This is a genomic window from Solibacillus sp. FSL R5-0691 (genome assembly GCF_037974225.1).
Taxonomy (GTDB): domain Bacteria; phylum Bacillota; class Bacilli; order Bacillales_A; family Planococcaceae; genus Solibacillus.
On sequence record NZ_CP150231.1, the window covers coordinates 270,713 to 284,305 of the forward strand.

Below are 13,593 nucleotides of genomic sequence, written 5' to 3' on the forward strand. Positions count from 1 at the left end.
TCTCCTTTACTCACCATCAATAAAATAAGGGCACTATGCATAACACAGCGCCCTCTTAATATACTATCTATTCACTAAAAACAGCTTTAATCTGCTCGATTGCCCAATCTAAGTCTTCTTTTGAAATGACTAGTGGTGGGGCGAAGCGGATTACTGTGTCATGTGTTTCTTTGCAAAGCAGTTTGCGTTCTGACAGTTTTTCGCAGTAAGGGCGAGCTGATTCGTGAAGCTCAACACCTATGAAAAGACCGCGCCCGCGCACTTCTTTAATCACCGGGTTTTCAATTGTCTGAAGTTGTGCTTTAAAGTAGTCGCCAAGCTCCAATGAACGCTCTGTCAGCTTTTCATCCAGCAATACATCGATCGCTGCAATCGATACGGCACATGCCAGCGGGTTACCGCCGAAAGTCGAGCCGTGTGAACCTGGATTGAACACACCAAGGATATCGTCGTTTGCAACAACTGCTGAAATCGGATAAACTCCGCCGCCAAGCGCTTTCCCTAAAATGTACACGTCCGGTGTAACATCTTCCCATTCACAGGCAAACAGTTTTCCTGTTCGTGATAAACCTGTTTGGATTTCATCTGCAATAAATAGAACATTATTTTCTTTACATAAGTTATAAGCAGCTTTTAAAAAGCCTTCAGTGGGGATGATGATACCTGCTTCCCCTTGAATCGGCTCAACGATAAATGCCGCTGTGTTCGGTGTAATGGCTTCCTTCAATGCATCAATATCACCGTAAGGAACTAATGTGAAGCCTTCCAGCATCGGACCGAATCCGCGCTTATATTCCGCTTCCGAAGATAGTGACACAGCACCCATTGTACGGCCGTGGAAATTGCCGTTACAGCCGATAATTTGCGCTTTGTTTGCTTCGATGCCTTTTACTTCATATCCCCAGCGACGGGCTGTTTTAATGGCCGTCTCTACAGCTTCAGCGCCTGTATTCATCGGCAGCACCATATTTTTCCCCGTTAGCTTACTGACCTTTTCATACCAAACGCCTAATGTCGCACTATGGAATGCGCGTGACGTAAGTGTCACCGCGTCGGCCTGATCTTTTAACGCCTGAATAATTTTCGGGTGGCGATGACCTTGGTTTAAGGCAGAATACGCCGAAAGCATATCTAAATAACGGTTGCCTTCAGGATCTGTTACCCAAGAACCTTCTGCTTTTTCGATTACGATCGGAAGTGGGTGATAATTGTGCGCTCCGAATTTTTCCGTAGTTGAAATAAGTTGTTCTGATTTTGATTTTGTTGTCATGATGAAATCCTCCTTAAGCAAATTTACTTGTAAAACAGATAAATCTATTGCAAAAGACAGAAAAAATTACATATACGATGCAGGTTTCTTCCAAATTAATGTTAACAGAATACCGAAGAAGATGACAACCGTTGCAAAGTAATATGGGTAGTTAATATCAATATCGAATAGCATCCCGCCTATAATCGGACCGAAAATATTGGCCAAGCTTGTGAACATCGAGTTCATTCCGCCGACGAAACCTTGCTCATTGCCGGCTATTTTTGATAAATAGCTCGTAACGGCAGGACGGAATAGGTCGAAGCCGATAAAGACGATACATGTAACAAGTAAAATAGCAAAATATGAACTGACAACGGTCATTAAAAATACGAGAATCCCCGATATAATCAGACTGTAGCGAATGAGTTTAATTTCTCCCCATTTTTGTGCAAGCCGGTCAAAGAGTACTACTTGCGCAACTGCTCCGAAAATTGCACCACCTGTAATAATGATCGCGATATCCATAGGCGTAAATCCGAATTTATGGTCGACAAACAGACTGAAGAACGATTCGAATGCCGCGAGTCCAAATGACGCAACAAAAATCAGAATGAAGGCGATCAAGTACATCGGCTCTAGAATCCGTTTGAACCCGGACGTTTGTACGGGTGCATTTTCCGCGTTTTCCGCATTACGTTCCGGTTCGCGCAGTAAAATAATCGATAAAATTGCTGCTGTTGTACCGAGCGCCCCTGCAAAGTAGAAGGGCACGCGTGTACCGAAGTCGGCTAAAAATCCGCCGATGCCAGGCCCGATAATGAAACCGGTACTAATGGCTGCACTCATGTAGCCAAGCGCTTTTGGACGTGTTTCCATTGTCGTGATGTCTGCAATAAATGCTGTTACAGCAGGCATAATAAATGCCGCACTGATCCCGCCCAATACACGGGAAATGAAAAGAACTTCAATCGTCTTTCCTAAACCGAATAGAAATTCCGAAATACCGAAAATAAATAATCCGAGGACGATCATAATTTTACGTCCGTATTTATCAACCGCTTTACCAGCGAGCGGTGAAACAATCAGTTGTGCAATTGCGAATGCTGCTGTTAAATAGCCGATAACCTGTCCGCTTAATTGCAGTTCATTCATCAAAGTTGGGAGTACCGGTATTACTAAACCGATTCCGAGAAAAGCGATGAACAGGTTTAATAATAGTAACCCTAATGTTATTTTATAGTCTTTCATTGTTATTGCTCCTTATTAAGTTGTGAAAAATCATTAATCCGCACTTCCTAACATAAACCCTACAGTAGCTATAGAGTCAATAGAACAGATTTAAGTAAAAGTAAAATTAGTTAAAGTAGCTTAATTTTTAATTCCACAATAAACTGGTCTTCTTCGTTTGGAGAATAGTTAAGGGGCATGAAGATTTCATAGACAACCGGAACAACCTGTAACTGATGCTCTTCTATATAGTGATAAAGCTTTTGATATTGTGTTAAATACGTATCCCGTTCAAAAATGAATGCAATGCATACGTAGCGTCCGGCAGGTATCGTTTTCACGTCCATATCAGATGTTAAATGGGTAATATACCGGTCTGTAATAAGAGGCGTGAAAACATGACTGTAATGCAGGTCATCCAGGCTGTCGTATTGCTCGTAAGGAAAAATACATCCGTACCGATTGCTCAGCAAGCTGTTTTCAACTTCCAAAGTTTTAATTAAGGAACTGTAGTACGTATTTGGAATATAGTACGGTGTCAGTTCGTTTGTTTCAATCGATAAAATACGTACCGCTTCTTCATTTTTGAAATAGACCGTATCCATCACATCGATTGCGAGTTGTTCTTCCATCTGCCTTTTCGTTTTATACAAGGACTGCTGAATTTCGTACATGCGAGTCATTTGCTGTTCAATGACACTTTCCTGCTGCTGCAAAAAGGAGAGGAGCTCGGCAGGGGTAAACTGCTGCGCTGCTTTAATTTCCTCCAATGACACACCGATATACTTCAATGATTTAATAATGTCCAAATGATAAAATTGCGAGTCTTTGTAGTAGCGGTAATTTGTTTTAGGATCGACATAGGAAGGTTTGAATAAGCCGATCTGATCGTAGTAGCGTAATGTTTGAATAGAGATATTCGTCAGTTTGGAAACCTCACCGATTGAGTAATGTTTTTCTTCCATAGAGTGTCCTCCGAAGTATAATGTTATCGGTATCGTACCATTAATGGGGGATAGGGGTAAATTATTTTAGGGACGAGAAAAAATCACACCCCAATAACTCATGAGATGTGATGTACATTCAATATTTCATATCCGTGGCTAGATGAACAGGACTTTTCCTGCTGTAGAAATAGCCGAAGAGTAACAGGACAAGTGCGAGTGTCACGGTGCCGCCTGCAAACAGCAGGGGTGCTTTATACGTATGGAAATGCGTTTCAAGACGAGACGCGATGACTGGTCCGATAATTTGCCCGATCGCATAGAACGTAGTCAGTACCGATACGACATAATTGCTTTGCTTTGGAAACAGCTGTCTGGAATAGGAAGTCGACATCGTTACGAGTCCGACAAACGTAAAACCAAACGACATTGCCGATACGAGTACGCTCCATGCTGATTGTGTTAAAACAGGAAGCAGAATTCCGATGATCTGCAAAGAATAGGCGGTAGTCATCATCGAAACCGGAGAGAAGCGGGACATGCACTTCATCCAGATTGGTGCCGACGGAATAGCAGCGAGCCCGGCCAGTACCCAACTATAGCCGGCATAGGCACGTAATGATTCGATATTATAAATAATGTCGACTAAAAAAGTGCCTGTAATAATATAGCCGAGTCCTTCCAAGCCATATGCGATAATCAGCCATGGCATAAAGCCGCGCCAAATATTGTTGTCCGCAGACTTTGGTTCTTTTATATGATTTGCAACGGTTAAATGCCGCCATAAAAAAGTTGTCGTTATTAAAAATAAGATGGATAATGCACCAAGCCCAAGCCATGAACCTTGCCAATTAAAGCTGGCTTCGAAAAATGGTACGAAAAGACCCGATAACGCGATACCCAATCCAATCCCGCTAAACAAAAAGCCGCTCCAGCGCGTTAAAAGATTTGCCGCTAAATAATCCATTACAATACTAGAGGTTAGAACAAATATAAAGCCGCTCGTTAAGCCGGCGATAAAACGTAACACTATCCAGATTAAATAAGATTCAACCAATCCCATTAAAATGATGGAGAATACATTCAGAAAAACATTTATTAATAGGAAGTTCTTTTTTGACTTAAATACAAAGCCGGCCCCTAAAGCGCCGATGAAGTATCCGATGTAATTGCTTGATGCGAGCCAACCGCCTTGTGAAAATGATAAGTTTTCATCAACACGCATGAACGGTAAAATCGGTGTGAAAGCAAAACGGCTAATCCCCATAGCAACAGCTAATAATAAAATTCCCCCTAAAATAACACTGAAATGTTGACGGTTCATGAACATCCCCCCTGGAAAAACATCCCTTACGTTGATTGTAACACTGTTAAATTCAAGAGTAATAGAGAAAATACTTGCAGAAATGAGAAGAAAATAAAAAGAGATGAACCGGAAGTAAAATACTTCCGTTCATCTCTATATAATCCCCTTATGAATGAGCAGGTGCTCCCTGTTTCCCTTTGCTGTTGGCAATTGCTTCTTCTTGTGCACGCTGTTTTTTCTTTTTGTTTAAATCTGAACGTAATAGTAAAGAAATACCTAAAGAAATTGCGATTAAGAAGCTGAATAAATAGAACACTGGAATATAGCTGTTTGTCGCTTCGTGAATTGTTGATACGATAATCGGACCAAAAATACCACCAAGTGACCAAGTTGTTAATAAATAACCGTGAATTACGCCAAGTTGCTTCGTACCGAATAAATCACTCGCAAATGCTGGTAAGTTCGAGAAGCCACCGCCGTAACAACTAACTACTAAGAAAATGAATAGTTGTAAAAGAAGTGCATTTGTCGTAAACGGTAATGTAATAAAGGCAATCAGCTGAATCGTGAAGAAGATCACGAAGACGTTAGAACGACCGATATAGTCAGATCCAGCAGCCCATAGTAAACGACCGCCACCATTGAATAATCCCATTAACCCAACCATTGTTGCAGCCGCAGCTACTGATAAGCCCGCAATTTCCTGAGACATTGGCGAAGCAACGGAAATCATCATTAAACCAGATGTAACGTTAATTAAGTGCATTGCCCAAAGCATCCAGAACTGCTTCGTACGAACAGCTTCACGTGCTGACATTTGAGCGATTTCCTGAGCTTTTGTTTTACCTGTAGCGACAGCTTCCTCTACTTCACCTGGTTTAGGTGGAGCGATGTAAAGTGCGCCAATCATCATTAATACAAAATAGCTAATACCTAAAATAAAGTACGTGTTAGAAATTCCTACAGCATCCATTAGACTTACGGCAACCGGCGCTGTAATTAATGCACCTGAACCGAATCCTAATACAGCCATCCCTGTCGCTAAACCACGACGGTTAGGGAACCATTTAACAAGTGTTGATACTGGAGCGATATAACCGATCCCCATCCCGAGACCGCTTAATAACCCGTAAGTTAACCAATATAAAACAACCGAATCCATAGCGATGGCAATCCCTGCGCCACCTTGACCTAAACCAAAAAGTACTGCAGCAACCATCGCCGCTTTTCTCGGTCCTAATTTCTCTACTGTACTACCAAATAGTGCGGCAGCAAAACCTGCTAACCCCATCATAATTGTAAACGCGATTGTAATTTGCGATGCATCCCACCCAAGCTCTGCGGCGATTGGATTTTTATACACACTGTATGCATAAGCTCCACCGATTGAAAGGTGAATAGCGATTGCTGATGCAGCAATTAACCAACGATTCTTTTTCAAAAATATTCCCCCTCACACAAAAATAAATATCAGTTATACGACATTTCTCTACTTGGAGTAGTTATGTCAAAAATATGAACGTCCATGTACATAAACTTAACACTAACTTATTATTTTGCGCAAGTAGAATTTACTAGAAATAATTATCTCGAAAAAACATATATTTCTCTTTCGTGTAATGAAATTGTGCTTAAAGTAAATATTTTTTGATGGTCAAAATGCGTAATAACGTTGATAAATCAAGGTTTTGCAAGGTTTTAGTATTAGTTCAGTATAACAATCTTTGAAGAAGAGGATAATATTGTAAACTATAATAAATCGTATTTAAATAACTAAAAATACTTAATTGTGCTCATTTTTTCTCTTATATGCTTAAATGAGATGAACTGAAAATACTTTTGGATTCATAATATAACAGTTACTAATACACGTGAAATTAACTCGAAAAATACTTTATGCATTGATAAATCAACGTTTTGCTTACAAATTAGCCCTGAAAAACTATTGTTATTATTAATTTAAAAGAATTAGGTGAAACTGTTTATAACAGTTGAGTTATTATAGAATTTTTGAAGTTACGCCGAAGAATTTTGATTAAAAAAGAAATTTTTTCGAGAGATGAAGGAGATTCTTTACTTTATTTACCTTAAAAAATCCTGTAAATAGGGGCTGAAATTCACATAAAAAATGGAACTGGAGGGATATGTATAAAAATGCTTAGCCTCTATTTATACTTAAAGAAATTATTTGACGTGTTACGTTCTGTTCTCTAAAGTCAAATTAGTGATAAGAAAAGAGGCGAATTTTTATGAAGAAAATAGATCCAAAACTATTATCCGAACGTGAAAATTATAAGTTTTTGATTGGTTCCATTATTCCAAGACCGATTGCATTTGTCACATCCGTTTCCAAAGAAGGTGTTGTAAACGCGGCACCCTTTAGTTTCTTCAATATTGTGTCTTCAAATCCGCCGATGATTTCGGTAAGTATCCAACGAAAAAAAGGGGAACAAAAAGATACAGCGAGAAATATTTGTGAAAATGAGCAATTTGTTGTTCATATTGTCGATACTGATAATGTAAAGCAAGTAAATGAAACTGCAGCGAACTTGTCGCCAAACGAAAGTGAAGTAGTACTTGCGGGAATGACATTAGTAAAGAGCGAAAAAATCGATGTCCCGGGTGTGAAGGAAGCGAAAGTCCGACTGGAATGTGTCCTTGAAAAAGCACTGGAACTTGGCGGCGATGATGAAACTGTCGGCTGTGATCTGATTATCGGAAAAGTCGTGTACTATCATATAGAAGAAAGTCTGTATGAAGAAGGTCGAATAGATCCGGAAGGGCTTGGCGCGATCAGCCGTCTTGCTGGAAGTGACTATGCAAAAATCGGTGCGCAATTCACAATGAAGCGTCCGGAGTAATGAAGGAGAACAACAAACAATGCAAATCAAATCAATTGAATTATTTAATATTGAGTTACCGTTAATTGAACCGTTTATCGTAAGTTACGGAACTTATCCGAACATGCCGTCCATTATTGTAAAGATGACATCACAATGCGGTTTAGTCGGCTGGGGAGAAGCAGTGCCGGATGAACATGTGACAAGTGAAACGTTGGAAGGCACGTATGCTGTATTAAAACATACGCTGGCACCAGCAATGATTGGGGAAAACCCAATGAATTTTGAAAAGATCCACGCCAAAATGGATGCGCTTATCTACAGTGCTCCGGCTGCCAAAGCGGCAATCGATATCGCTTGCTTTGATCTGACTGGGAAAAAACTTGGAGTGCCTGCCTACCAGTTAACAGGCGGACGTTACTATGAGAAGTTCCCGATCACACATGTGTTAAGCATCGGAACACCTGAAAAGATGGCAAATGAAGCAGCAGAACGTGTGGAAATGGGATACAACTCATTTAAAATGAAAGTCGGACGCGATGTAGCCAGTGATGTTGCCCGCATAAAAGCAGTACGTGAACGTGTCGGGGAGAAAATTGCGATTCGCGTTGATGTTAACCAAGGTTGGGTAAACAGTTCGACAACGATGCAAGCCGTTCGTGAGCTGGAGAAATTGAACATCGACTGGCTTGAACAGCCGGTACGTGCAGATGATATTGATGGCATGGTTGAAATTAAATCGAAAACATCGATTCCTGTCATGATTGACGAAGGTTTACGCGGTGTACGTGAAATGCGCGAAATTATTGCGAAGCGTGCAGCGGATAAAGTGAATATTAAATTGATGAAGTGTGGAGGAATGTATCCCGCGATGAAGCTTGCCCATATGGCGGAAATGGCGGGAATTGAATGCCAAATCGGTTCAATGGTCGAGTCGTCGGTTGGTTCTGCTGCAGGTTTCCATGTTGCATTTTCGAACAAAGTATTTACGAGTGTAGAGTTAACCGGACCGTTAAAATTCTCGAAAGATATCGGAAACCTTCAATATAATGTTCCTTTTATTCAGTTGAATGAGCGGGCAGGGTTAGGTGTCGATGTGGACGAATCGGTTTTAGCGGACTTAACACGTGAACATAGTGTGGTGCAGTAAATGATCGCAACAGGATTATTAGGGAATGAACAATATGAAGTGTATTTATTGGATGAAACACATATTCCGGAACTGATCACTTTGCAGCAGGAGGTAGTCGATGCACTGCCGGATAAAGCAATATTGCAGCCGCTTGATCATGAAGAGCTGAGCTTTATTTTAATCGGGAACGGGCTGATGATCGGGGTTTTCGTTGAAGGAAAGCTAATTGCATTCCGGGCACTGCTGGAACCAATGATTGATGAAGAACATTTAGGCTATGATATTGGCTTGAAAACAGAGGAAGAACTGCGAAAAGTGCTGTATCAGGAAATTTCCAATGTCCATCCAGATTATCGCGGTTATCGTCTGCAGCGTACGATGGCGGACATCATTATGCAGCAAGTGGATGAATCGAAATTTAATACAGTTTGTGCAACGGTCATGCCAGGCAATATCGCAAGTTTAAAGGACAAGTTTTCGCAAAATATGCATATAGCAGCATTGAAGCTGAAGTATGGCGGGAAACTGCGCTATGTATTTATGAAGTCACTTCCTTATAAGGAGTATGAGTGGACTGAACAGCAGTTTGTCCCAATGGAAAATACAGAGGCGCAGCAGCAGCTTCTTAAATCAGGCTATATCGGTATATCGATGAAAGCGGATGGGCTAGACTGGCTGATACAATATGTAAAATAATAAAGGATGTGGCGATAATCAGTTAATCGCCACATCCTTTATCGATTTAATTCCGTCCATGTCGTATGAATACTCCTTTAAATATCATTGTCGTCAAAGCAATCTAGATCGTAGCAATCACCGTTATCTTCGTATAGGTAAGATACGTCATTTTCGTCAGATGCAATGTAAGTATAGTTTGGCATGTGTATCAACTCCTTTTCATAATTATAAAATATTCAGAAAATTAAGTAAAGTGTTTTTTGAAGAGATAACATCTTGTCGAAATTGCAATAAATCCCGTGAAATCTATATTTATAGGCATTGGTTTCGCTTTCATTTCTATATAAAAATGATATATTTAATTCATTTTCATACAGGTTTTCATACATGAGGAGCTAGATAATGAAGAATATAGCTGTTACATATTTGAAACTTTCTGTACGGAAAAATAGTATATATAAGAAAAGGGAAGGAGTGATTTTGATGGAGAAAAAGCCGTTCAATGATGCGGATGAGCATTATCAAAAGCATGTAGGTTCACCAAATTCTTATAATATGAAGCAAATGCCCAAACCGATCCGGATAATCGGCTATTTTTTCTTCGGTTTCATGGCAATTGCTGCTACTATAATGATTTTACTAATACTATTGGACAAAATTCTCTAGGATAACCTGGAGGATTTTTTATTTTCTTTAAGTAGATATAATATTCAACACGAAAGATTAATATACTATATATTAATCACGTTTTATCTAAATTCTGTATTTTTAAGAATAATTTTCTGCTTTATGTTAATATATTTGTAATTAACTACAGATGGGGTGGGAAGCATGGAGCAACATATTTTTGTCTCGAAACTTATACCTCCGACACCAGTCAACAACTATTTAAGACGAGCAAAATTAATGAAAAAGCTTTCGGATTGGCCGCATGCAAAGTGTACCATTTTACATAGTAGCGCAGGTTACGGGAAAACATCGCTTATTAGTCAATTTTTGAACGACCAGAAAACAAAATCCTCCTGGTATCAGATTACGCCGGATGATGACTCTATATTTCCGTTTTTACGTCATTTTATCTATAGTATTCAGCAGCATTTCCCATCGTTCGGCGAAAAGTTAAAAGGTTGGGATGAGACATTAAAGTTTCATAATATGGAAGAGTTACTGCAGCTTTCAAAACAGATCGCCAATGAGCTGCATCATATAAAAGAACCTTTTTTAATTGTACTGGACGATTATCACCATGTGTCACACGTCTTTCCGATCAACTACATTATGAATCAGCTGCTTCAATTTTTACCTGCCAACCTCCATATCATTGTCGCAACGAGGAAAATGCCTGAGTGGAGCTGTTTGTTGACGCTACGTATGAATAATCAGCTGATAGAATGTTTGGAGCCGGAATTTACTTTTGCGGAAGAAGATGTTCAATATTTATTTGAAGCATTTTTTGATCGGCAAATAACGGACGAACAAAGCGAATTCATTATGCAAATGACTGAAGGCTGGGCGATGGCGGTTATGCTGCTTGGCTATAAAGCGAAATATAGTCAGGAACAGCTCATCGATATCGCGGAAGGATCGGTCGGGAATTTCTTTGCGTACCTTTCCGCGGAAGTATTCGATAAGCTGGATGAGCAACTGCAGCTTCAGCTTCTTAAGTTGGGCATTCATCAAGTGATTTCGCTTGATGTCATTACAGAACTTTATGGAACGGAATGGATCCAGCAGGTGAAGCCGAAGTTGGAGGAGCTTGCATTTATCACACCATTGGCAGGGGGAACAAAATACCGTTTCCATGCACTGTTTCAACAGTTTCTACAGCAGCGGCTGAGTGAATATTATCCGGATTTGCATGAGGAATATCATGAACAGGCGGCACGGTATTACGCCGATCAAAATTTAGGTGTATTAGCGGTTACACATGCAACCCAGCTGAAAAACAACCGGTACTATATCGAGTTACTGATGCAATTTGCGCCACAGTTTATTGAAGCAGGGCAATTTGAATTTTTACTGGAACGGCTGAAGGATTTTGCGATTGAAGAAAAACCTTATCAGCTTCTTTATTATGAAGGGGAATGTCAGCGTTACCGCGCACAATATGAACGGGCAAAGAATGCATACAATGAATGCTTTATAAAAGCGCAGCTGCAGCAGGACCGGTTATTTTTAATGCGTTCACAGTTTGGGCTGGCCAATATTTATTTGGATACACTTCAGCCGGTTTTTGCGGAACATCATCTACAGCAGGCGATCAGCTTATTGAATGAAGTAGATGTGAGTGAGACAGAACGGCATCTTATTAATAGTTTATACACCGAAAACCTGATTAACTTAGGGAAAGCGGGGGAGGCACTGCGCTGGAGCCAGTCTCAAAACCTGCAGTTAAGCATTAACAATATCGATGCACGTCTTTATTTGCGCCACGGTCAGCTGGATAAAGCGAAAGAGTTGCTGAATATGCGTGTTTCCAAGCCGTTCCAATGGGAAGAAGCACACCGCACGACCGATCTACTTCTTGTTTTGATCGATGTATTGATGGGTGAAAATACGCAGGCCTATAGCCGAATTATTGAAGGCGGAAAAGAAGCACTCGTCGATATGCCATATACACTTGCGCTGACAAAGCTGCGTAAAGGGCTGGCATTGCTGAATATGGAGATGAAAGATTTTGAACGTGCGAAAGGCTGTTTTGATGAAACGCTTGAGCTCCTCAATCTCATTCATGTAAAGCGCATTACTGCCGAGTGTTATATGGGGCTTATTTTATATCACCGCGATAATGTATTTGAGGCGAAGCGCCATGCACAAATCGGACTGAGGGAAACGAATAAAGTACAGGATTTCTGGATGTCGGCGTTGCTGTTGACGGCATTGACGAAAGTGCTGGCAGAAAACAGTCAATTTGAAGAAGCGATCGATACAGCAAAACAGGCACTGTCTTATTATGAGCGCAGTGAGGATACGTATGGCCAGATGATCTGTTCATTTTGGCTGGCGTATTGTTATGCCAAATTAAATGATCAGGAAAACGCATTAATATATCATCATCGATTTTGGGAATTATGTGTGAGTTACTATCCGTTTTTCATGGAGAAAAAAACCCTTTTTGGACCGCGTTATTTAATCGTATTTGTTCAACTCGCAAAACAGCTGCAGCAGGAGGCACTCGTATTTAGCCAGTTAAATGTAAATGCAGCGCCAAGTACGGAGCTATCGTTGACGTTATTTGGTCCTGTGCAAATTTACCGTGAAAATGAAATGATTCCGGATAAAGAGTGGAAGCGGTTGAAAGCGAAGGAACTGTTTTTGTATTTATATATTCACCGGGAGCAGTTTGTATCGCGCCAGCAAATTTGCGATGCGATTTGGCAGCAGGACGAAGAAGCGATGCAGCGGGATTTTAAAGTTGTTTTTAATGCGATGTTAAAAACATTGGAGCCGACAAGATCAGCGCGTGAGGAAAGCAATTTTATTAAACGCCATCAGCATTTATATAAATTGGAAGATCGCTGGATTCATAGTGATGTTGCCCATTTCACGTATTATGTGGAGCGCGGACTGGAAGAAAAAACAGCCAAGCTTTCAAATGAATGGCTGAAGCTGGCGATGCGGCTTGTGGATGGAGAGTTCTGTTCTGACATGGAACGGGAATGGCTGGAACCTATTCAGGCGCATTATAATGAACAAATACTGCTCATTTTAGAGCGTGTCGCCCAAAACTACGTTCGCCTGCAGCAGTTTGAGAAAGTGATCCGTTGGGCAGACCGAATTATTGCGCTGGATGATGGTCATGAAGAAGGCTACCGGCTATTAATGCTCGGTCATTACTATTTAGGGAACCGCCGGGAAGCAATCAAATATTATGAGCGCTGTGTAGATGTACTGGACGACCAATATAAGATCACGCCGATGGAACCGACCGAGCGACTGTATGAGCTTGTATTGAAGATGTGAATAAATAGATGGAGAGCTATGTTGAAGATTCATGTCAACATGGCTTTTTTTATTAGGGTGACAGCGCGGTTTTATTAGAATATTTGATTGCGTTATTAGAAGAAGTTCGAGGGATATTAGAAGAAATGAAGAACATATTAGAAGATGTTTGAAAGAAAGCTGAAATGTAGCCTTGATTACCTGTAAATGAGGTGGAAAAAGTCCTTACTGTAATTTTATTAGAACAAATGAACCGCTTATTAGAACAAGGC

General features: G+C 40.5%; 10 protein-coding genes. 5 read left to right on the forward strand and 5 right to left on the reverse strand.

All coding sequences use genetic code 11. The features are described 5' to 3' along the window. Positions 1-67: 67 nt before the first annotated feature. The 5 genes from MKY51_RS01390 to MKY51_RS01410 all read right to left on the reverse strand — a co-directional run bounded on the left by MKY51_RS01390 (position 68) and on the right by MKY51_RS01410 (position 6,170). Positions 68-1,270 carry an ornithine--oxo-acid transaminase gene (locus MKY51_RS01390; protein WP_339174846.1) on the reverse strand — a complete coding sequence of 401 codons (1,203 nt, stop codon included), beginning with the start codon at positions 1,268-1,270 and terminating at the stop codon, positions 68-70. A 66-nt stretch (positions 1,271-1,336) separates the two neighbouring features. Further along, complete coding sequence (gene norA / locus MKY51_RS01395) at positions 1,337-2,500, reverse strand: multidrug efflux MFS transporter NorA (protein ID WP_339174848.1); 1,164 nt, start codon at positions 2,498-2,500, stop codon at positions 1,337-1,339. A gap of 110 nt (positions 2,501-2,610) precedes the next feature. Next, the gene (locus MKY51_RS01400) at positions 2,611-3,444 is read right to left on the reverse strand and encodes a MerR family transcriptional regulator (RefSeq protein WP_339174849.1); all 834 of its coding nucleotides are present in this window, start codon (positions 3,442-3,444) and stop codon (positions 2,611-2,613) included. A gap of 118 nt (positions 3,445-3,562) precedes the next feature. Next, entirely contained in the window at positions 3,563-4,747 is a 1,185-nt protein-coding gene (locus MKY51_RS01405; RefSeq protein WP_339174850.1) for a YbfB/YjiJ family MFS transporter, read from the reverse strand. Positions 4,748-4,895: 148 nt separating this feature from the next. Then, a complete protein-coding gene (locus MKY51_RS01410; RefSeq protein WP_339174851.1) occupies positions 4,896-6,170 on the reverse strand; it encodes an OFA family MFS transporter in 1,275 nt (424 codons plus the stop codon). Between the two features lie 808 nt (positions 6,171-6,978). Here MKY51_RS01410 and MKY51_RS01415 point away from each other — a divergent pair. From MKY51_RS01415 to MKY51_RS01435, 5 genes are all read left to right on the forward strand, one after another. After that, the gene (locus tag MKY51_RS01415; RefSeq protein WP_339174852.1) at positions 6,979-7,590 is read left to right on the forward strand and encodes a flavin reductase family protein; all 612 of its coding nucleotides are present in this window, start codon (positions 6,979-6,981) and stop codon (positions 7,588-7,590) included. Positions 7,591-7,609: 19 nt separating this feature from the next. Next, positions 7,610-8,719 (forward strand): dipeptide epimerase, encoded by a 1,110-nt coding sequence (locus MKY51_RS01420; RefSeq protein ID WP_339174853.1) that lies wholly within the window; start codon positions 7,610-7,612, stop codon positions 8,717-8,719. After that, positions 8,720-9,397, forward strand: coding sequence for a GNAT family N-acetyltransferase (locus tag MKY51_RS01425; RefSeq protein ID WP_339174854.1), 678 nt, complete (start codon positions 8,720-8,722; stop codon positions 9,395-9,397). 465 nt (positions 9,398-9,862) lie between these two features. Continuing rightward, entirely contained in the window at positions 9,863-10,045 is a 183-nt protein-coding gene (locus tag MKY51_RS01430) for an amino acid transporter (protein WP_339174856.1), read from the forward strand. Positions 10,046-10,210: 165 nt separating this feature from the next. Further along, positions 10,211-13,342 (forward strand): BTAD domain-containing putative transcriptional regulator, encoded by a 3,132-nt coding sequence (locus MKY51_RS01435; RefSeq protein WP_339174857.1) that lies wholly within the window; start codon positions 10,211-10,213, stop codon positions 13,340-13,342. The last annotated feature ends 251 nt before the right edge of the window (positions 13,343-13,593 follow it).

Bases quoted from the DNA above. Each gene is read 5' to 3' on its own strand.
- MKY51_RS01435 (WP_339174857.1), top strand. From the start codon at position 10,211: ATGGAGCAACATATTTTTGTCTCGAAACTTATACCTCCGACACCAGTC.
- MKY51_RS01420 (WP_339174853.1), top strand. From the start codon at position 7,610: ATGCAAATCAAATCAATTGAATTATTTAATATTGAGTTACCGTTAATT.
- MKY51_RS01415 (WP_339174852.1), top strand. From the start codon at position 6,979: ATGAAGAAAATAGATCCAAAACTATTATCCGAACGTGAAAATTATAAG.
- MKY51_RS01430 (WP_339174856.1), top strand. From the start codon at position 9,863: ATGGAGAAAAAGCCGTTCAATGATGCGGATGAGCATTATCAAAAGCAT.
- MKY51_RS01400 (WP_339174849.1), bottom strand. From the start codon at position 3,444: ATGGAAGAAAAACATTACTCAATCGGTGAGGTTTCCAAACTGACGAAT.
- MKY51_RS01405 (WP_339174850.1), bottom strand. From the start codon at position 4,747: ATGAACCGTCAACATTTCAGTGTTATTTTAGGGGGAATTTTATTATTA.
- norA (WP_339174848.1), bottom strand. From the start codon at position 2,500: ATGAAAGACTATAAAATAACATTAGGGTTACTATTATTAAACCTGTTC.
- MKY51_RS01390 (WP_339174846.1), bottom strand. From the start codon at position 1,270: ATGACAACAAAATCAAAATCAGAACAACTTATTTCAACTACGGAAAAA.
- MKY51_RS01425 (WP_339174854.1), top strand. From the start codon at position 8,720: ATGATCGCAACAGGATTATTAGGGAATGAACAATATGAAGTGTATTTA.